We start from the raw sequence: 21,432 nt of genomic DNA on the forward strand, positions 1-21,432 counted from the left end.
TAATGATTGACGTAGTATTAGGATTACAATGGGGAGATGAAGGAAAAGGTAAAATAGCTGATTTTCTTACTCCTAGATATGATGTTGTTGCACGATTTCAGGGAGGTCCTAATGCGGGACATAGCCTTGCATTTAACCAAAAAAAGGTAGTGTTGAATACTATCCCTTCAGGTATCTTTCATGAAAATTGTATCAATGTCATTGGCAATGGTGTTGTTGTCGATCCGGTTCGTATCAAAGAAGAAATTGCTAAGGTGGAAGCAATGGGGGGTAATCCCTTGAAGAATCTAGTGTTTAGTAAAAAAGCAACAATTATACTTCCTACACATAGGGTTTTGGATGCTGCATCAGAATTTGCCAGAGGCGCAGAGAAAATAGGCTCTACATTGCGTGGTATTACTCCTGCATATCGTGATAAAATCGGGCGTACAGCTTTGTTTTTAGGTGAAATATTCTCTCGAGAATTTAACAAACATTATGAGCAATTAAAGAAAACGCATTTGAAGTATATAGGCTATTATGGCTATACTGATTTTGATTTGTCTGCTTTAGAATACGAGTTTTTTACTGCAATCGAATACTTGAAAAAATTCCAATTTGACGATACAGAATACTTGGTAAATGAAGCGGCAATTACAGGAAAGAAAATATTGGCGGAAGGTGCGCAAGGCTCTATGCTCGATATTGATTTTGGCTCATATCCTTATGTAACTTCTTCAAATACTATTTCAGGCGGAGTTTGCAATGGATTGGGAGTTGCACCTTCAAAAGTGAAAAATGTATCGGGTATTTTTAAAGCCTATTGTACACGTGTTGGAAGTGGACCTTTTCCAACTGAATTAGATAATGAAATTGGTGTACAGTTACGGCAGAAGGGGTTTGAATTCGGGGCAACTACAGGTCGCCCAAGACGTTGTGGTTGGTTAGATTTGGTTGCATTGAAATATGCGATCATGTTAAGCGGAGTGAATAAACTTATCATGATGAAAGCAGACGTACTTTCCGGAATGGATGTTATTCAAGTGTGTACACACTACAAAATTGATGGTAAACAAACAGATAGAGTACCTTCTAACTTATGTGATGTTGCAATTGAGCCTGTCTATAAAGAATTTGAAGGCTGGAAAGAAGATATTAGTGTTTGTAAGTCGATGGAAGAGTTGCCTAAAACATTTTTGGATTACATAGCATTTATTGAAAACTATACCGGAGTGGAAATTTCCATTATTTCTATAGGACCTGACAGGGAACAGACCATTTTGAATCATAAATAATAAAGAAAAATAATATTAAAATGAAAGATAGTACAGCATACAGAATTGAGAAAGACAGCATGGGTGAAATCAAAGTCCCTGCTCATGTATATTGGGGAGCACAAACCGAGCGTTCATTTGAGAACTTTAAAATAGGAGGTTCTAGGCACAAAATGCCGGTTGAAATTATTAGGGCTTTTGCCTATTTGAAAAAAGCAGCAGCATTGGCTAATTATGAATTAGGAGTGTTAAATAAAGAGAAGTGTGATTTGATAGGTCAAGTTTGTGATGAGATACTTGCAGGAAAGTTGGATGATCAGTTCCCGCTTGTGATTTGGCAAACAGGTTCCGGTACACAGTCTAACATGAATGTTAATGAAGTGATCGCCAACCGAGGACATGTACTCAAAGGCGGTAAACTTACAGATGAAAAGAAATTCTTGCATCCCAATGATGATGTAAACAAATCTCAAAGTTCCAATGATACATTTCCAACTGCTATGTCTATAGCGGTTTATAAACAAGTAATTGATTATACCTTGCCGGGTATGCAAGCATTGAAAACTACCATTAAACACAAATCAAGAGAATTTGCCAATGTGATAAAGAATGGTCGCACTCACATGATGGATGCAACACCGGTGACAGTAGGACAAGAGTTTTCAGGTTACAGACAACAATTGGAAAACGGACTAAAATCAATAGAACATTCATTGAAAGATGTTGCTGAAATTGCGCTAGGTGGTACTGCTGTGGGGACAGGAATTAATACTCCAAAAGGATATGCTCAATTAGTAGCAAAACATATCGCAGCACTGACAGACTTGCCTATATTGTCTGCTCCTAATAAATTTGAAGCACTTTCTGCTCATGATGCTCTAGTTGAGCTACATGGCTCTTTGAAACGGGTTGCAGTGGCATGTATGAAAATTGCCAATGATATTCGCTTGTCTAGCTCAGGTCCGCGTAGCGGAATAGGAGAGATACTAATACCAGCTAATGAACCCGGTTCTTCCATTATGCCGGGAAAAGTGAATCCGACACAGGTGGAGGCACTTACGATGGTGTGTGCTCAAATTATGGGAAATGATGTAGCGGTTTCAATAGCCGGTTCAAACGGACAATTTCAACTCAATGTATTTAAACCATTGATGGCAGTTAATCTACTTGATTCTGCAAGATTGCTCGGAGAGGCATGCCTTTCATTCAATGATCATTGCATGGTTGGGGTGGAGCCTAATTATCCTGAAATTAAACATAAACTTGAAAATTCGCTCATGTTAGTTACTGCACTTAATACGCACATCGGATATGACAATGCTGCTAAAATTGCTAAAAAAGCTTATGCTGAGAATACCAGTTTGCGTAAAGCAGCTATCGAATTGGGTCTTTTGACCAACGAACAATTTGACGAATGGGTGAAACCCGAAAGCATGATTGGGGATTTGAATGATTCTATTAAATTTGATTAATATGATAAGGAAAACTCTTGTAAATGTATTGTTGGTAGGGATAGTTGTTGCTATTGCATCTTGTGGTGGAACTACTAAAGGCGGAACCTATGGTGAATCATTCACTCCTGCTAATCCGATTTCAATTGATGAAGTCCTTCAACAAATGAATGGCAAAGAGTCAATGGAAGTGGAAGTAAAAGGCAGCATTTCTGCAGTATGCAAACATTCAGGTTGTTGGATTACTTTTACAACCAAAGATGGCGAACAAATCTATATCAACACGATTAATGAATCTTTTAGTTTGCCTCAAGATGTTGTTGGTAAAACAGCTATTGCAAAAGGCAAGGCTCTGTCAGTAGAAAAGCAAAAAGAGATTGAGATTGCCAATGGTGAAGATGCAGAGGATTTAGATTGGATTGATAATATTAGCATTGAAGCAACCGGTATTATTGTAGAGTAACCAATCGTTGTTACTCAGGGTTGACAGGGTAAAATTGTAATTGGATTTATAGGGTGGATACTTAGCCCTAATTTTTAGTTATTCCTTATACATTTTTATGTTTGTATCATAATAGTTTTTCCGGATTGCTTCGGGCGATGCTCTCGCAATGAAGAGGTGTAGGATGTCTGCTTGGATTAATTTTCTGCGTTGAAGAATTGACCTTCTAGCATGACCTTAGCCGGTCTTGACATCGCAAAGTGATATGGAATATGGGTCAAAGTTGTACCTGTCCTAAAGAAAAGCAAGGATGCTTTTTTGCCTTTTGTTATGCTACCATAATGATCAGATAGTTCAATTGCTGCTGCAGCGTTTATGGTTAATGCGTTGAATGCTTCTTCCGGTAATAACTTCATTTTGGTACACGCTAAACTCCAAACAAATAACAAATTTCCTGAAGGACATGAACCTGGATTAAAGTCAGATGCTAAAACCAATGGTAATCCTGCATCAATAATAGAGCGAGAGGGCGTAAAAGGCATGTTTAAATAGTAAGAGCATCCCGGTAATGAAACAGGCAATGTGTTTGATTTGTGTAATGTTTCTATTTCTTCATTGCCAATATTTTCCAAATGATCCACTGAAATGGCATTACATGCTACACCAACTTGAACACCTCCGGAGGTAGCCAATTGGTTTGCATGAATTTTGGCTTTTAATCCAAATTGGCTTCCAGTCTTGAGGATTTCCGAAGTTTCGTCAGGTGTAAAAAACCCTTTATCACAAAAGACATCAATGTAATCAGCGAGTTTCCTTTGTGCAACACGAGGGATTAATTCATTTTTAATTTTTTCTATGTAGGCTTTGCGATCAGATTTGTACGCGGTTGGAATGGCATGAGCTCCTAACAAGGTTCTTTTGATTGGAATCAAATTCATATCCCTTAGCTCTGTGGCGACTTCAAGCATTTTGATTTCACTCTCAGTAGTCAATCCATATCCGCTTTTGATTTCAAAAGCAACAGTACCGGTTTGAATACAGTCATTAATGCGTTGTAATGCATCTTGTTTCAATTGTTCTTTAGAGGCGGCTTGCATTGCATTTGCAGAATTAAGAATTCCACCACCTGCAGCAGCAATTTCCTCGTATGATTTCCCTTTTATCTTCATTTTAAATTCCTCTTCACGTGTTTTAGAGAAAATAATATGTGTATGAGAATCAATAAGTCCCGGTATGACTGTTTGTTGTGCTGCATCTATTATCTGATCAAAATAGGTTTCGTTGGGATAGGTCTTTAATGTGCCAAAATCTGTTATAATGCTGTCTTCAATACTCAGCCATGCATTGGCAAGACTGTGTACTTCCATCATTTCTTTGCCGGACAAAAGTTGTTTGCCAGAGGGTTGGATACCATATAAAGTGCCGATATTTTTAATCAGAGATTTCATCTTAATTTTGCTCACATGATTACGGTGCAAATGTTACGAAATCCTATCAAAAAAGGGAAAGAAGTTTTTATAGCTGATAATGCTAGAGTGATAGGCAGGGTTGTGCTTGGAGATGAGGTCTCAATTTGGTACGGAGCAGTATTAAGAGGTGATGTAGATGACATCATGATAGGAAACAAAACTAACATACAAGATAATGCAGTGATACATGTGGACAAAAACTCACCTTGCGCTATTGGTGATGAATGTATTATAGGGCATGGTGCTATTGTGCATGGAGCAAAACTTGCAAATAATGTCTTGGTAGGGATGCATGCAACAGTGTTGAATGATGTAGAAATTGGAGAGTTTTCGATCATAGGTGCAGGTGCTGTTATAGCACAAGGAACCAAGATTCCGCCCTTTTCATTGGTTTTGGGGGTGCCTGGCAAAGTTGTAAAAACGTATGATGAATCTATCAAAGCCAGAATAAGACAAAACGCACAGAATTATATTGATTTATCAAAAGTTTATCTTGAGTTATAATCCAAAAACAATGAAATACATTATATACCACAATCCGCGTTGTTCTAAAAGTAGAGAATCTTTATGTTACCTCCAAGAGAAAGGAGTGGAAATAGAAATCAAGGAGTATTTAAAAGATGCACCCGACATTCAAGAGCTTACTGAATTATTGGCAATGCTCAAGATTCCAGCTATAGATTTAATTCGTAAAAATGAGCCGATATTTAAAGAGAAATATGCCGATAAACAATATTCTAATGAGCAATGGATAAAGGTGATGCATGAAAATCCCATATTAATTGAACGTCCCATTGTGATTAAAGGAAATAAAGCCGAAATAGGACGACCTTTACAAAAGGTGATTGATTTGGGATAATTCTTTGCGCCTTTGAGTTTCTAAAGACGTATAAATTCTTTTCATTTGCAACATCATTTAGTTGGCATGTCTGAACTATCCATTTTTATTCCTTGTGTGTTAAATCATCTCTATCCTCAAACAGCAGAAAGAGGCGTGAAGATATTTAAGAAACTGGGTTATACTGTGAATATTGTTGAAAATCAGGCTTGTTGTGGCTATCCCTATTTAATCAATGGAGATAAGCATGGTGCCAAAGAACTGGCACAGAAATTACTCTTTGATTTTCAAACAGGTAAAAGAGATCATAAGATTTTATCTTTATCCCCTCTGTGTCATCATACAATTCAGAATTCATATCCAAATTTGTTTCATAATTCCATTTCTCATAATTTGTGTCAAAAGGTTTTAACAGATGTTGCAGATATGTATGAGCTCATTGCAGCACATGAAATAGTTATTACTCCAAAAGAGAAAAGTGTTTTAGTGATTGATAATCTTTCTAATTTGGCAAGCCTTCAGCGGATTACAAATTATCATAAAGCTGAAAGTAATTGGCTTGTAAAAGATTCCGGATATTGTTGTTCGGGTGCCGGTAGCGGTTTCAATAGATTTAATAACAAATTAGCTAAAGACACAGTGTTGGAATATTGTTCATTTGCAAAGGAACACCAAGTGGATAGTTTGACTTTTACAGATGAGTTCTCACTTGCTTTCACAGAATCAGTGCTTGAAAATGCACATATTCAATTGCAAACCCGACATTTATTTGATATTCTTTATGAACAACTCCACTCCACGAGCAATTAGTTATCCATTACTCAAAGACTTTGTCTATAAAGTTTTTCATCATTATGGATTTACTCAAGAACATGCAAAACTATCAGCAGAAATTTTGTGTAAAGCCGACTTGAGAGGAATTGACTCTCATGGTGTAGCAAGGTTGACAGGGTATTTACGATTGATTGATGCAGGACGCTTGAACCCAAACCCAAAGTTCAATTGGATAACAGACAGACTTTCGGCAGGTACGCTTGATGCAGATGGCAGTATTGGTTTGGTATCAGCACAAGTTGCCATGCAGAAAGCAATAGAAAAAGCCAAGCAAACGGGTGTTGCATTTATTGGAATATCTAATTCAAATCATTTTGGAATTGCCGGTGCGCATAGTGAATTAGCTACACAACATGGAATGATAGGATGGGCAATGACTAATGCAAGTCCATTGGTAGCACCGGATGGAACAGTGCAAAGACTTTTTGGCACTAATCCAATATCTGTTGCGGTTCCTAATCCCTTATCAGACACAGGAAGACCATTTTTATTGGATATGGCAACGAGTGCCGCAGCCAATGGGAAACTTGAAATTGCAGGTAGAGAGCAGCTCGACATTCCCCAAGGTTGGGCAAAAGATAAGAATGGAATGAGTTCGCAGAATCCGAATGTTCTAAAAGAGGGTGGTGCATTAATACCTCTTGGAATTGATGCTGAGCATGGGGTACATAAAGGATATGGCTTGGGTGCAATGGTTGATATCCTCACAGGTGTATTGACCGGAGCCAACTTTAGCACCTTTGTGCCTCCTTTTGTTTCGTTTTTAAATGTTGCTCAAAATTTGCCCGGTAAAGGTATTGGGCACTTTATGGGAGCAATGGATATTAGTGCATTTATTGAGCCGGAACATTTTTATGAAAGAATGAAACTTTGGTCAACTCAAATAAAAAATGCACAACCTATTGATAAACATACTCCACTGATGATTCACGGTGAACCTGAATTTCTATGTGAAGCAACACGCATTGAGCAGGGCATACCTCTTAATCCGCTTGTTGGAAAGGAAATGAAAGACTTAGCAGGTAAATTGGCTATCACCACTGATATTTTCAACCATTTTTAAAACATGAGATATTTCTATTTGTTCATCATATCATGGTTAGTTACTTGCGGATTGCAAGCACAAGATAATGTAATACCGGCAGGTCATTGGATGATGAATCTGGCAGACCGTTATGAAATTATTACAGGAAAGTTTGTAGATGGCACTCAGTTAACAGCGGGTTTTGTTCAACGTAAACACATACTTGCAACACATGATACATTTCCTGTATTATCAAAACAAGATATTTTCAACCGCGATGAATATTTAAAAAAAGATTTGGCTTGCGGTAGGGCAACAGAATATCCCGGATTTAACAGAAAACCATTTTGGGATAATTTTTATGCTTCACCAGCCTATTTACTTGATTACTATGATGTCCATAAAAATTATAGGATAACTTTCAATCCTGTGTTAGCAATGGGTATTGGCAAGGATATGTTGGATAATTCCAAGTATTTATTCAGGAATACAAGGGGTGGTGAGTTGAAAGGGTTTATTGGTAAAAAACAATCTTTTGGTTTTTATTCATTTGCGACAGATAATCAGGTTTCTTTACCAAAGTACGTAAATTATTACACTGATAGCTTTGGATATTTGCCCAATCAAACTTTTTGGAAAAGGTTCAAAGCCCAGGGTTATGACTATTTCCAAGCAAGAGGTTATGTATGGTGGGATGTGAACGAATTTGTGAATTTGCGTTTTGGTCAAGACAAGATTTTTTGGGGGAATGGAATGCGTTCACTCATCTTGGGGGACTTTTCACCGGCAAATTTATTTTTCCAAATCAATACTAATCTCGGTATTGTAAATTATCAAAATTATTATGGTCAATTTACTGATTTTTCACCTATTACAGGTGCAAGTTTACTCAGGCGTAAATTTGGGACTTTTCATAGATTAGGAATTAATATTGCTAAAAATGTCAATATTGGGCTGTTTGAAGCAGTGATGTTTGGCAGACAAGATTCAACACAAAGTGATCGCTATGATATTGCATATCTCAATCCGATTATTTTCTATAGAGCGATTGAACAACAGTTAGGTAGCCAAGACAATGCGCTGATAGGAATAGATTGGAAATGGAATTTTCTTAAAAGATTTCAATTCTACGGTCAATTTGTGTTGGATGAATTTATGCTAAAGGAGCTCAAGGCACAAAATGGTTGGTGGGCAAACAAATATGCATTGCAAGTCGGAGCGAAGTACATGAATGTTTTTGGCTTACCAAATATAGATTGGCAAGCGGAATTAAATGTGGTTCGCCCTTTTACATACAGCCATTTTAGAAGCGGTGGCAACTGGGCAAATTTTGGACAAGCAATTGCACATCCGTTGGGAGCTAATTTCAAAGAAATCATTTTTAAGATTTCTGCCCAACCATTAAAAAGGTTAAGAGCAGAATTTACTTTTATTGAATTTCTGAAAGGAGAAGACTTCACACTCAATGGATTAAACTATGGTGGAAATATTTTACGAGATTACTCTACTAAAGTACAGGATTATGGCAATACAATCGCGCAGGGAAAAGGTATAGGCGCAGGAATTTTTGATTTGAATATTTCGTATATGCTTCAACACAATTTCTTTATTGATGCCCGTATGTATTACAAGTTGTATGATCAAAATGACAGATACCCAAATACGAAATGGTTTCAAGTAGGGTTCAGATGGAATATAGATTCTGAAACGAGATTGATGTATTATTAGTCTTTGGCGATTGATAATCGCTTGTATCACACAATTTATTGCTGATTACTTGTGTATATGTATTGTAATCAGGACTTTATAATAGCCTTTAATCAAGCTAATTTTGCAGCATATTATGAGAGATTCAATCATGTTAAAGAAAATATCAAGTGTAATTTTACTGTGGATGTTCAGTATGAGCATCAACCAAGTCTTTGCTCAGAGAGTCAATGAAACCAAGTTGTCATTTAATAAGCAAGATGTAGCATCATATTCAATTGAATATGATGTGTCAAAAGCTGACCTACAACAAGTTGCTGAAAGTTATTTTGGAAAAAATATTAATGGTAAAAAGTCAAAAGCAGAAGGTTTTGTTCAATATATAGCTGCTTCGTGGAGCATTATGCCTTTTGACAAAGGGGATATTTATTACAAAGTAGAAGGCAATAAAAAGAAATCAACTTTGATAATTCTGGTGTCGATGGGCTACGATAATTTTGTCAGCTCAAGTACCGAACCTAAAGTATTGGCATCTTTGTCAATGTTTGCATCTGAATTTCAAAAGGAAATTGAGGCATATCAGCTCAATGCGAAAATTGTAGCTCAAGAGAAAAAGATTAATGATTTAGAAAAGGACTACAAGAAAAAAATGAAAAAGGAGCGCAAGTATTCTAAAAAGATAGATAAGCTGAATAAGAAGATAGGCAAGAACAAGAATAAATATGAGTCTATTGCTTCTGAGATTGACAAACAAAAACAATTCTTGGAAGATTTGCAAAAACAGAAAAAATAATCTCAATGGACAAACAACTACTTTGTCCTTGGTGTTTGGGCTTTGATAGTTATGTAGATTATCATAATAATGAATGGGGAGTTCCTTGTACCCATGATAAAAAGCTATTTGAATTTCTTGTGTTAGAAAGTGCTCAAGCCGGACTCAGCTGGGCAACCATTTTGAAAAGAAGAGAAGGATATCGCAAGGCTTATGCCGACTTTGATCCGGTCATTGTATCTGAATTTACCAATACCCACGTACAAGAACTGCTAATGAATTCAGCAATCATTAGAAATAGGTTGAAAATAGAATCATCTATACACAATGCCACGTGTTTTATAAAAGTCCAAGAACAATATGGCTCATTTGCACAGTATATTTGGCACTATGTGAATAATCAACCTATTCAGAATCGTTGGAAAACAATGGCTGAAGTGCCGTTCCGCACAATTTTATCTGATAAAATTGCCAAGGATATGAAGCAACTTGGTTTTAAATTTCTTGGCAGCACAATTATGTATTCCTATCTGCAGGCAATGGGATTAATCAATGACCATTTGGTGCACTGCCCGCGTTATAACGAAATACAGAATAAATATGGAGAAAAGCCGGTATTTTAGTATTTAATCTAAAATTTGCTTCGTATGTCCATTCGTATCAACCTTTTCAATAATTCGTTCAATTTTACCTGATTCATCTATCAAAAACGTGGTTCTTGCGATTCCCATATATTTGCGTCCGTACATGCTTTTTTCTACCCAAACTCCATAGCTGAGTGCAATTGACTTATCTGTATCTGCAATGAGGTCAAACGGAAGTGTATAGTTTTTAATAAACTTTTGGTGGCTTTGTTCGCTGTCCGGACTAATTCCCAAAACAACATAGCCTTGTTTCAGTATATGTGCATAGTTATCACGCAGATTGCAGGCTTGTGCAGTGCAACCTGGCGTATTGTCTTTTGGATAAAAATATAAGATTACTTTTTTGCCTTTAAAATCATTAAGAGATACTGTTTTTCCGGCTTGGTTTGTTGAGGTGAACAAAGGTGCGATGTCGCCCTCTTTTAATGGTGATTGGCTCATGGTAATGTAAAAGATTTTTCAAAAGTAGTCTCATTTCCTCTTTCATCCTTAACTTTTAAGGTAAATACATGTTTTCCTTTGTCAAAGGATGCCGGAATTTTCCCTTTTAAAATACCTGTTTTAGGTTCAAATTCCATTAATATCCATTGTTTGTCAACATAAGCATTGAAGGTTTTTACACCGGAAAGATTGTCTCCCAGAGAGAAAATCAATTCATGATTGGGGTTGAATTTGATTGTAGAGATAGAAGGAGCTATGGTGTCGATTCCAACATAAAAAGAACCGAAATTTCTTATGGATGCTTCTATAAATCCGGCATTATACCTGCCTCCAACAGGATGTTTTCTTCCTTTATCTAATTCAACAATTAGAAGTTTTGAACGATGTTCGGGTTTGACTTCGCCTTCTACTTTGATAGCAATATTTGAAGCAAAATGGATAGGAACATATAATTCGCCTATTGCCCAGAGTGGGGAATATCCTCCTTTGTGTTCTGTAAATTCTTTTACGCAAACTTGGTAATTAAAATAAAGTGCATTAGAAGGAAGTGTCAATCGCACTTTGTTATGTGAGAGTGCAAATGATTGACCCGGAACAAAGACTTTACATATTGTTGCATTTTTTGTATTGCCTTGAACTTCAACGGGGGAGAAGGATGTAGAGCTGTCAGCAATGAAAGTGAATAATACACTATCTTTCCTGCCTGATAAATCATGTGCTACAATCTTTATCTTACTTGTATCCGTCAATAAAAAAGTGCCTTTATCTTTTCCATACGAATACAAATCCAGTTTGTTTCCATCATCTTTAAAAAATTTTTGAGCCTTAATATTTTCTGTTTTGTGAACACAAAAATCAAGATGGCTGTTGATATAGCGTGTTGTATTAAAATTGATTTTTTCAATTTTACATTCAAAAACAGCTTGGTCATTTACAAACAACTCAGAGTAATTAATACCAAGGTTTTCATTATGAGAACGAAAGTAATCCTTCATATAGGCTCCTACAGCATATTTTCCCGGAGGAAGTTTGATTGTTTTATTTCGGGAGGGTAGGTTGTTTTTGTTGGTTCTAATATTGATAAAGGGGTAGGTGCCTTCTTGTTCTCTATATTGGTTGTCAATTTGATAGATAAATAATTTCAATATTTCAGGTGCAAGGTTGTCAGTAATATTGATTCCAAATAATAATGGGTTCACCGGTTCGGATGTGTTGGTTTTTCTAATTTCAAAGTGCAAATGAGGTCCACCTGAGCCACCGGTGTTTCCGGAATAAGCAATTAAGTCTCCCTGTTCAACTGCAATCAGACCTTTTTCAGGGTAAAGTTCTACTTCAAAAGATTGATTTGCATACTGATGCTTACGTATATAAAACTGAATATCTTTACTAAAATGTTGCAGATGGGCATAAACTGTAGTGTATCCGTTAGGATGGCTGATATATAATGCGTTCCCATAGCCACTTTGAGAAACATTAATTCTACATACATAACCTTTTGCGGCAGCATAGACCTCTTTTCCTTCTACTCCATCGGTTCGGATGTCAACACCGGTGTGAAAATGATTTGAGCGCAACTCCCCAAATGTGCCTGCCAAGTAAATATCATCATGCATTGGGAGTTGAAAGTAGTTTTGAGGGAAGCGACCATCCGGCATCATTTCCGGGGCAGGCTCAGGTTCTTCATCCGGAGCTATTGTTGAATCGATATCAATGATTGAGGTGTCTCCTGATTGTTCAATGACAACTTGTGTTTGGTTTTTTTTGTCCGGATTACTTAATAATACTAATGCCAGTAGGGGAAATAACAATAAAAGCAATAATACGGACCATTTAAGTTCTTTTTTAACCTTCACAACTGCAAAACAAACGCTTGCCAACGAGATGAGTTTGAATAAATGTTCACATAGGTTGAAAACATTGAGATGCTGTCTATGATTTTCAGCAAATCACTACAGTAATGGTATTTCTATACGCCTAAACGGTACAGAAAGTAGATTCCAATTGAATGTTGGAATTTTTTTGTTGAGATTTCGTAAATAGGTTCGAATCTCAAGTTGAGTTTAAGATTATGTTTTATAAGTGGTTTGGAATAGATAAAACGGAAGAAAATCAACTCTCTTTCTCGCTCAAGTGAATAAAAGTTGTCATAATTAAAACTGTTAAACAACGGAGTGCCCAACGCAGAGAAATATTCCCAGCCTTTCCAATAGCTTGCCATAAAAGAAAAGCCTTTGTGTGCGACACCACCATTGATATAAATTCCCATTCCGTCTTTGTAGGGTTGTCTTAATTCAAGTGAATGGTCTAAAGCATGAAGAAAATATGGTTGAAAAGTCCATTGTAATTTTTTCTTATTGCCAAATGTAATTTCAGTTCCAAGTGCATTATTTGTGTGATTCACAAGAGGCAAGTCCACAGATGAACCACCCTTGTGTTGGTTTGTCATTTGGGTAATCAGTTTTGTCTGAAAGGCAGATTCTGCATCTCCGACCAATAAATATACAAAGGACACACCGGATTCTAAAATTTCTTGTCTGTTCAATTGAGCATTTGCTGTTTGTCTCCAATTAATCCAAATGTCTGCAAAAAGTTTTTTATTGCTATGAATGACCTGGAATCCATTTTCGATTCTATCATACAACATCCTTTCAAATCTGTACAAAGGCTCAATGAGTTTATGTTCTAATCCTCCATATAAAGTTCCGAAAACAAACCGTGTGTGTTTGAATTGATAGTCAAATGTGAAAGTAGGGGTATTGCTTGCAAAAGTATTTTCTCCAAAGTTTTTTTGAAGGAAAACACCGCCTTTTAACTTAAACTCCTTGTCTTTAAAAGGTTTCCAAACAAGGGTAGGGTAGAGTTGATAGCCGAAAAATGTTTCACCGGGTTCAATATTGCTAAAATATTCATTGTTTTTTACAAAACACAAGGTAATGAAATCAATATAAAACTGTTCGTTTATCTTGCCTAATGGGTTGAAAATATTAACAGTACTTCCATTTTTAATCCTGTCGGGGATAAAGGTACGCTCGTTTGTAGCAATATAGAAAGGCTTATTAGGTAATTGTGCGAATAAACTTTGACAACTTACCAATAAAAATCCAATACAAAAAATCCTGTGCAAGACTGTAAAGAGTATAATGTTTATTTAGTTTCAGCAGGCTGAGCTTCTGTGGGAGGGGTGTCAGGTGGAGAATCCGGTTGTGATTTTCTACCTTTCTTATTTGTTTGCTTTTTATTTCTTTCACCCGGTGGTATATAGTCCGGAGAACAAGGGTTTTTCTTGTCCTTACCATAAGCGAATACAATATTGACACCTGTCCTCAGGTGCACAGTTCTTGTATCTAAAGGATTGAAAAATAAGAATCCGGCATTGTTGGTAACAATCCACCACTGAATAGGACCGAGGTTGGCTGCGAGTCCAAGTCCAATGTTTGAAAGCCTCCTATTCATTAATGAAATATTGCCTTGCAAATTCAAAATACGTCCTAATCTCATTTGTCCGTTTACAGACCAGGCGGTACTCAATCTTTTGTTAGAAATTTCTCCATACATCATAGCACCCACTCTATTGCCTTTCCAGATTTCATAAGAACCTGAAAGATAAATTTTAGGTATCAGGTTTGTTTTGTATCTGGCAGAAGGTTCATCACCCAAGTCAAATGTCTGTGTAATTGTGTCCACCAATTTTTCAAACATATCACTATTGCCGGATAATGCATCAGAATTAAATCCTCTAAACTCAAAAGTTTTTGTTTGAGATTTGTTGTAATAACGTTTGCCGCCCTCAGACCAGCTGATAAATCCCAAGTCAAGCAATGAACCTGTGAGTAAGAGTTTTTTATCTAACATCAAATAGGTTGCTCCCAAATCAATTCCATAGCCGAGATTTTTTTGTTTTAATAAATCAGAAAAATCTTGGTTATCATCAGGCAATGTTGTTCTGAAATCCAGATCATTGTCAAAAGTAACTTGATAATATTCGGAATTAGTAGTGATATTAAACTTAGCCGTTTTAGTATAAATATTGGCTAAACCTTTCAAGTATTTAAGTCTTGCGCCAACTGACAAATTGCAATTCACTTGGTAGGCAGCACCGGCAGAGAAATCAAGATATGCTGTGCTATTTACTCTAAAACCACCAATGTTGAGCGGCTTTCCTACATTTTCATCTGCCAAGTTTCCTTGAAGCAAAAAGGCAAACAAATCATAAGGGTAATTAAGCCTGAATTGAAATTTTTCCGCAGCAGCAGCATGTATAAACAACTTTGGCGTAACACGTACACCAAACGAAAAGTTGACAAGTTGATCAAGTTTTGTAGCATTATTTCTACGCATACTTTCTAAGAACTTACCGGTTGACCAGGTAAAGCTGTCCGAATTGTTATCAAATTTTCGTAGGTCGTTTATTGCAAAACTGTTAGAAAATCCGAGTCCCACATCATAAAAAGTCAGATAGAATCGAGTAATAGGGTTAAGAGCCGGATTGAGTGAATGTCTTTGACCCAGAAACTCCATATTGTGTAATGTCAGTTCTTGAGCACTAACAGAGGAGCTAAGAGCTATAAAAACAAAAGTCAAAAGTTTGTTGGTGAATTTTATTTTTTTCATGATTAGTTGTTTTTAATAATACCTTTAGCTCTTGTTTTAATTCCAGCTTTAATCACGATTTTATTATCAGGATAAATCTTTACAGGAGTATTGCCATTGTTAAATGACAATGCTTCGGCTTTTATTCCTATTTTGTTCACATTCTGTGCGTTCAGTTTCTTTAGCAATACTTGGTCTAAACGAATATAAGTAGTTTTTCTACTTGCATTGGTTACTTTTCCGTTTCCATCCACCGGAGCGGGAACTACCACTTCTGTTTGGCTTAAAGTTTTAAATACAGAATCAACTGCAACATTATTTACAGAGTCTAAGAAATAGATTTGGAAATTGAGACCTACCGGTAATGTGTTTTCAATGATTAATTTAATTTCAGCATAATCAATGATGTCGGCATCTTTAGGAGCTGTAAATTCTGCTGTGTCCACAAAGCCAAAGTTTTTAAATGAGCCATAAAATGGTAATTCAATTTCGGAGGTCATGGTTACTCTGCTGGTATCGAGTGCAAAGTTTTTAGTAATTCCACCGGGATTGATGTCAGCTTGAGCACCAAACTGTATATCCGTAATATTAGATTCAATCAGTTGTTTAACATTGACTTGAGGTGATTTTAAAATGAGTGTACTACGTTTGTTATTAAAGATTTGTGCTGGTCTGTCAATTGTAAAGGGGAGCGCCACTCCGGTGATGGGCATTGTAGAGCCGTCTTGTTTCTTTGCTTCAAAAGGATTGAGCGTATTAATTCTGACTGCCATACCATAAGTATTGTCAAAGTATAAATTAAAGCGAGGGTCTTCTGCGGAGATGTTACCTTCTCCGGATGCAAGTTCAAAGAGTTTTACCTCTAAGTTTCTTGTGGGTATATTTAATGGTGCATTTCCAAAATAGCCGAAAATGCGTTTGAAATTTTGGTTGACTATATTCAGATTGTAACTGATGTTTTGACCACTTGTAATAATATCTGATACCGAGTTCTTGTCTAATCTGATAAGCATTTTTACACGTAATCTGTTGGTGTTCATTCCGTTTAAGGTTAAGTCTGCCTTGTATCCGGCAATGTCAACATTGTCAGATGCGGAATTATTTGCAGGGATGTTAAAGTTACCATTGTAGGGTACATTGCTTGGTGTCAAGAAACTTTCTATGATAAATGAAACATTTGCAGGGATTTGAAGGGTGGAATTGAGCAAAACGTTTAATGTTCCTTCTTTATAAATGATGGAGTCAATTTCATAAGGATTTAAGTTAAACACCCAGTCAAAAGTAATGCTGTCATATAGAGAAGTGCCAACCGATGCAGAGTTAAATGCAACAATGAATGGAGCGGACATGGGCATTGTGTTTCCTGCTGATTGGTCTGTAAGTACTATGTAGTCATTTCCTATGAGCGAAGAGGAGTTCTGACCGGCAATGTAGCTGATATAGCCTTCGTCATTAATGAAGATTTGATTCAATGAATCGTAGCGTCTCAGTAAATCCATAGCGGTGAACTGGTCATTAAACAGAGCAACACCATAAGTACCATCAATTTCGATTCCTTTTGACTTATTGAAATCAAAGTCGCTTTCTTTGATACAGCCCCACAGTAGGACTGAAAGAATAAAAGTAAAGAGTAATTTATTTTTCATAAGTATATTAATGTGCTGAGGTAATTTGACAAAAGTAATTTATTGCGTGAAAACTATGTAATATTTTTTAACATTTCAAGGTCTCTAAAATGTTGAGTGCTGCTTTAAGGCTGTTGATATTATGTACATTTAGTATCAGTGATTTTGAACTTTGTTTTAAATTGTATTTGAGTGGATTGTTGGTTATTTGAGTCAGTAGGTGCTGGAATGTGGCATGGTTAAAATAAGCACTGTTGGGATTGGATTGTAAATAAATTCTCATTTCATTATTTGATAGCGTAATCTTTTCAAACCCAAGTTCTTTTCCTTTCCATTTCAATCGTATTGTTTCAATAAGTTCTAATGTTGGAGGAGGAATAGTGCCAAATCTGTCTTCGAGATTACTTGCGAACTTTGCTAAATCTGCATCATTTTCAATCGCTGAAAGCTCCTGATACAATAGAAGTCGTTCAGAAATTTGACTGACATAATAATCCGGAATTAACATTTCATAATCTGTTTCAACCACACATTCTTTAGAAGCAATTACTTCATTCTGATTGTCAAAGAGTTCTTTGAATTCGTCTTCTTTCAGTTCGCCAACAGCTTCATCCAGAATCTTGTGGTACATATCAAACCCAATTTCGGAAATGAAACCGCTTTGTTCTCCGCCCAATAAATTGCCGGCACCTCTGATGTCTAAATCGCGCATTGCAATTTGGAAACCGCTGCCCAAGTCTGTAAATTCTTCTATTGTTTTGAGTCTTTTTCGAGCTTCTTCTGTTAACGAAGAAAGGGGAGGAGCAAGCAGAATACAATATGCCTTTGTGTTAGAACGCCCGACTCTACCTCGCATTTGGTGTAAATCGCTCAATCCAAACATGTGTGCATTGTTTATAATAATGGTGTTACCATTTGGAATGTCAAGTCCTGTTTCGATAATTGTGGTAGAGATGAGTACATCAAATTCGCCTTCAATGAAACGTATCATTGTTTTTTCCAAATCATCACCTTCCATTTGACCATGTGCAACTGCTGTTCTAATATCAGGCATTTCATTCTCTATCATTTTGCGAATTGCTTCAATGTCTTTGACTCTGTTGTGAACAAAAAATACCTGACCTCCGCGGCTCACTTCCTTGTCAATAGCATTGATAATGACTTCTTTGTTAAAAACATGTAATTCAGTTTGAATGGGCTGTCTGTTGGGAGGAGGGGTGTTAATCACTGACAAATCTCTTGCTCCCATTAATGAAAAGTGAAGTGTGCGCGGGATTGGTGTAGCGGTGAGTGTCAGGGTGTCAATATTTACGCGGAGTTCACGCAGTTTTTCTTTTGCACTCACACCGAATTTTTGTTCTTCGTCTATGATTAAAAGACCTAAATCCTTGAATTTAACATCTTTTCCAATCAATCGATGTGTTCCAATGATGATGTCAGTTTTACCTTCGCTTAATTTCTTAAGCGTTTTTTTTTGCTCACTTGGAGATTTAAAACGATTTATAAAATCAACTGATACAGGCAGATTTTCCATGCGTTCTCCAAATGTTCTGTAATGCTGATAAGCAAGAATGGTAGTGGGAACTAAAACAGCAACTTGTTTGCCGTCCAACACAGCTTTGAATGCAGCTCTGATTGCTACTTCTGTTTTGCCAAATCCAACATCACCACAAAGAAGCCTGTCCATTGGTTGGTTTTTTTCCATGTCTTTCTTTACTTCATCTGTTGCTTTAGCTTGGTCTTCTGTGTCTTCATAGAGGAAGGAGGCTTCTAATTCATTTTGCAAATAATTATCAGGGCTAAACGCAAAGCCGGGCTGCGCTTTTCGGGCTGCATAAAGTTTTATTAATTCGCGTGCAATGTCTTTTACCTTTCGTTTGGTATTTGCTTTTTGCTTTTCCCAAACCCCACTTCCCAATTTGTGCACTTTCGGAATGGTGCCTTCTTGTCCTGAAAAACGTGAAATCTTATGAAGTGAACTAATGCTCACATAAAGCATATCATTATCTCTATACACAATCTTAACCACTTCTTGGATTTTGCCTTTAACATCCATTTTTTGTAGTCCGGCAAATTTCCCAACCCCATGATCAATATGTGTAACAAAATCACCTATTTTTAACTCTTGAAGTTCTTTTAGGGTAAGAGCCGCATTTTTATTTGTTCTGCTATGTTTGTTTTTATATCGGTAATAGCGGTTAAAGATTTGATGCTCAGTATATAATGCAATTTTTAAATCTTTATCTACAAAGCCTAATGATAGAGCATGGTAAATAGGTTCAAATTTGATGTCGCGTTGCTTATCCTTAATTATTGCTTCAAGCCGTTCCAATTGTCGTGGTTGCTCAGAAAAAAGAAGGTTTTTGATTCCTAAAACTTCATTTTCTTTCAAATGATTAAGCGCTAGGTCTAAGCCTTTGCCGAACAAGGGTTGTTCTTTTTGGTTAAAATTAATATCGTGATTACTTTTGAGTTTAAAGTATGAGCCAAATTCAACAATTGGAAATTTGCATAACTCTCTATAAGTTGTCCCCATATTCAAAAAGAATTCCGAGTTAGAAATTTCCTTTTCGATATTCTCTAAAATCCATGCTAAATCCTTAACAAATACAATAGTGTTTAACTTGAGATATTTGAAAAATGAGTCTGCATTTTGTGCGTTTTGTAGTTGAGAAATATTGGGCACCAATTTGAACCATTGTACTTTGCTGACTGAGAGTTGAGTTTCAGGGTCAAAAACCCTGATTGATTCAATAGCATCTCCATCCAAAGCAATACGATAGGGTAAATTAGAATCATAAGAGAATATATCAATGATAGAGCCTCTAATTGCAAAATGCCCCGGTTGAAATACAAACTCTTCACGTTCATATCCTTGTTCATCTAGCACCTCAATCATAAAGTCAATGTCAAAGTTGTCAGCTACATTCAGAGTAACGGTCTTGTTTTCAAGCAAAGAGCCTTCTATTGCTTTTTCAGAAATTGCAGAGGTATAAGTTACAATGAGTAAGGGTTTGTTGCTGTTGTTAATTCGCTCTAATGCACTTGTTCTCAACTGTAGCTTGTCAGGCATTTGTTCAGTTGTATCAAAGGGCTTTTTATAGGAATCATAAAGTAACACTGTGTTTTTTTCCATCTCCATGTTTTCTAAATCATTTCTGAAAAACTCCGCCTCCTCTTCTGTAGGCAGGATGATAACAAAATGACTTTGCAGGTTTTGAAATAATGAACTGAAAAGTACGGCTGACGCTGATCCGGACAACTTGTTTAAATGTATGCTTTTACCATTTGGGCGTAGAAATTCACCCATTCCTTTGATTGCAGGATGAAACTCAAAAAGATGTTTTAATTCACTAATCTTCACTTAACCAAGCCCAACGAGGATCAAATATAACGTGTGCAAAGATAGCGTTTGCATAATGTTGATTGCATAGACTTGTTCTTAAAAAATTGCAGATTAAAATTTAAGTATTGATATTGGGTTTAACCTATTTGTTAATCCTTGAATGACTTATAGTCGCGTTGCAAAAATATTGGCTTGTAAGAAACAGCCATTGACAATTTTTTTGTTCACAAATGGCTGTGCAAGTTTAACAGGTACTTCCATCCTGTATGTAAATCCTGCATTTTCTAATTGTTGCAGAATATCAGCTAAGAATGGAGTTTCGTTTTCTCGTTGATGATATTCAATAAAGATGTTTTTGATTTTTGGGAAATGTTTGGCAATATGTGGAATTAATATCCTTTCGGCTCCTTCAATGTCAATTTTTAGCATGTCTATGTTAGTAAATGAGTCTAAATAGTTGCTAAAATCAATTGCTTCTACACTGTTGTTACCGGTACTTTCCACTATCATACCACCGTCTTTTCCATCAGAAAGAAAGCTGATTTTTTCATTTTTAACATATACTGCTTGATTGAGTATATGAACGTTAGGCGATGTTATTGGTGCTAAATTTTGTTTTAATTTTTCAAAAATTTCCGTGTCAGCTTCAAAACTATAAATGTTGGCACCGGGATAATGTTTTGCAAACCAAAAAGTACTTAACCCAATATTTGCACCGCAATCAATGATATTTATTGAAGTTGTAGTGGTTGTGTCAAATCTATAGTATTCACGGTAGTATATTTCATGGTATTGCCAGAAGAAACCGAGTTTGTCGTTGATAATAAAGGGCTGCCCGTTTATTCTAAACTTTTGAACAGGAAATATAACTAAACGTAAACCTAAGAAAAACAACTTTCTAAAATCCTTTTGCAGTATAAACTTAAAAAGTCCACCAAAGAAATATATCAATAAGCCCCTAAGCATGTACCCATAAAATTTCTGCAAAGGAAAGTA

18 protein-coding genes are annotated in these 21,432 nt (G+C 36.3%); 10 read left to right on the top strand and 8 right to left on the bottom strand.

What is annotated here, in order from left to right; translation table 11 throughout:
* Nucleotides 1–2: 2 nt before the first annotated feature.
* From M0R38_07400 to M0R38_07410, 3 genes are read left to right on the top strand one after another with little or no spacing between them, the layout of a single operon-like run.
* Complete coding sequence (locus M0R38_07400) at nt 3–1,274, top strand: adenylosuccinate synthase (GenBank protein MCK9481567.1); 1,272 nt, start codon at nt 3–5, stop codon at nt 1,272–1,274.
* Nucleotides 1,275–1,294: 20 nt separating this feature from the next.
* The gene (gene fumC / locus M0R38_07405) at nt 1,295–2,725 is read left to right on the top strand and encodes a class II fumarate hydratase (protein ID MCK9481568.1); all 1,431 of its coding nucleotides are present in this window, start codon (nt 1,295–1,297) and stop codon (nt 2,723–2,725) included.
* 1 nt (nt 2,726) lies between these two features.
* Nucleotides 2,727–3,167: a DUF4920 domain-containing protein gene (locus M0R38_07410; protein MCK9481569.1), complete on the top strand. Its 441-nt coding sequence runs from the start codon at nt 2,727–2,729 to the stop codon at nt 3,165–3,167.
* 176 nt (nt 3,168–3,343) lie between these two features.
* Here M0R38_07410 and hutI read toward each other — a convergent pair whose 3' ends face one another.
* A complete protein-coding gene (gene hutI / locus M0R38_07415) occupies nt 3,344–4,594 on the bottom strand; it encodes an imidazolonepropionase (GenBank protein ID MCK9481570.1) in 1,251 nt (416 codons plus the stop codon).
* A 30-nt stretch (nt 4,595–4,624) separates the two neighbouring features.
* On the opposite strand from hutI, the gene M0R38_07420 reads away from it, so the two are divergent.
* From M0R38_07420 to M0R38_07450, 7 genes are all read left to right on the top strand, one after another.
* Nucleotides 4,625–5,119 (top strand): gamma carbonic anhydrase family protein, encoded by a 495-nt coding sequence (locus M0R38_07420; protein MCK9481571.1) that lies wholly within the window; start codon nt 4,625–4,627, stop codon nt 5,117–5,119.
* A 10-nt stretch (nt 5,120–5,129) separates the two neighbouring features.
* Nucleotides 5,130–5,474 carry an arsenate reductase (glutaredoxin) gene (gene arsC / locus M0R38_07425; protein ID MCK9481572.1) on the top strand — a complete coding sequence of 115 codons (345 nt, stop codon included), beginning with the start codon at nt 5,130–5,132 and terminating at the stop codon, nt 5,472–5,474.
* Nucleotides 5,475–5,540: 66 nt separating this feature from the next.
* Entirely contained in the window at nt 5,541–6,263 is a 723-nt protein-coding gene (locus M0R38_07430; GenBank protein ID MCK9481573.1) for a (Fe-S)-binding protein, read from the top strand.
* Nucleotides 6,235–7,350, top strand: coding sequence for an Ldh family oxidoreductase (locus M0R38_07435; GenBank protein MCK9481574.1), 1,116 nt, complete (start codon nt 6,235–6,237; stop codon nt 7,348–7,350). The genes M0R38_07430 and M0R38_07435 overlap by 29 nt, the downstream gene beginning before the upstream one ends.
* Before the next feature lie 3 nt (nt 7,351–7,353).
* Complete coding sequence (locus M0R38_07440) at nt 7,354–9,039, top strand: hypothetical protein (protein MCK9481575.1); 1,686 nt, start codon at nt 7,354–7,356, stop codon at nt 9,037–9,039.
* Between the two features lie 115 nt (nt 9,040–9,154).
* Complete coding sequence (locus M0R38_07445) at nt 9,155–9,811, top strand: hypothetical protein (protein ID MCK9481576.1); 657 nt, start codon at nt 9,155–9,157, stop codon at nt 9,809–9,811.
* Nucleotides 9,812–9,816: 5 nt separating this feature from the next.
* Complete coding sequence (locus tag M0R38_07450) at nt 9,817–10,413, top strand: DNA-3-methyladenine glycosylase I (GenBank protein ID MCK9481577.1); 597 nt, start codon at nt 9,817–9,819, stop codon at nt 10,411–10,413.
* A gap of 3 nt (nt 10,414–10,416) precedes the next feature.
* Here M0R38_07450 and bcp read toward each other — a convergent pair whose 3' ends face one another.
* From bcp to M0R38_07485, 7 genes are all read right to left on the bottom strand, one after another.
* Nucleotides 10,417–10,875 carry a thioredoxin-dependent thiol peroxidase gene (gene bcp, locus M0R38_07455; GenBank protein MCK9481578.1) on the bottom strand — a complete coding sequence of 153 codons (459 nt, stop codon included), beginning with the start codon at nt 10,873–10,875 and terminating at the stop codon, nt 10,417–10,419.
* Nucleotides 10,872–12,728, bottom strand: coding sequence for a M23 family metallopeptidase (locus M0R38_07460; GenBank protein MCK9481579.1), 1,857 nt, complete (start codon nt 12,726–12,728; stop codon nt 10,872–10,874). The genes bcp and M0R38_07460 overlap by 4 nt, the downstream gene beginning before the upstream one ends.
* A 113-nt stretch (nt 12,729–12,841) precedes the next feature.
* Entirely contained in the window at nt 12,842–13,999 is a 1,158-nt protein-coding gene (locus M0R38_07465; GenBank protein ID MCK9481580.1) for a hypothetical protein, read from the bottom strand.
* Between the two features lie 20 nt (nt 14,000–14,019).
* A complete protein-coding gene (locus tag M0R38_07470; protein MCK9481581.1) occupies nt 14,020–15,486 on the bottom strand; it encodes a DUF5723 family protein in 1,467 nt (488 codons plus the stop codon).
* A 2-nt stretch (nt 15,487–15,488) separates the two neighbouring features.
* Nucleotides 15,489–17,111, bottom strand: coding sequence for a hypothetical protein (locus tag M0R38_07475; GenBank protein ID MCK9481582.1), 1,623 nt, complete (start codon nt 17,109–17,111; stop codon nt 15,489–15,491).
* 67 nt (nt 17,112–17,178) lie between these two features.
* The gene (gene mfd, locus M0R38_07480; GenBank protein ID MCK9481583.1) at nt 17,179–20,454 is read right to left on the bottom strand and encodes a transcription-repair coupling factor; all 3,276 of its coding nucleotides are present in this window, start codon (nt 20,452–20,454) and stop codon (nt 17,179–17,181) included.
* A gap of 147 nt (nt 20,455–20,601) precedes the next feature.
* Nucleotides 20,602–21,402, bottom strand: a complete 801-nt coding sequence (locus M0R38_07485) for an FkbM family methyltransferase (GenBank protein MCK9481584.1) — start codon at nt 21,400–21,402, stop codon at nt 20,602–20,604.
* Nucleotides 21,403–21,432: the final 30 nt, after the last annotated feature.

Source organism: Bacteroidia bacterium (assembly GCA_023228875.1).
In the GTDB taxonomy this organism is placed as follows: Bacteria; Bacteroidota; Bacteroidia; order NS11-12g; family UBA955; genus JALOAG01.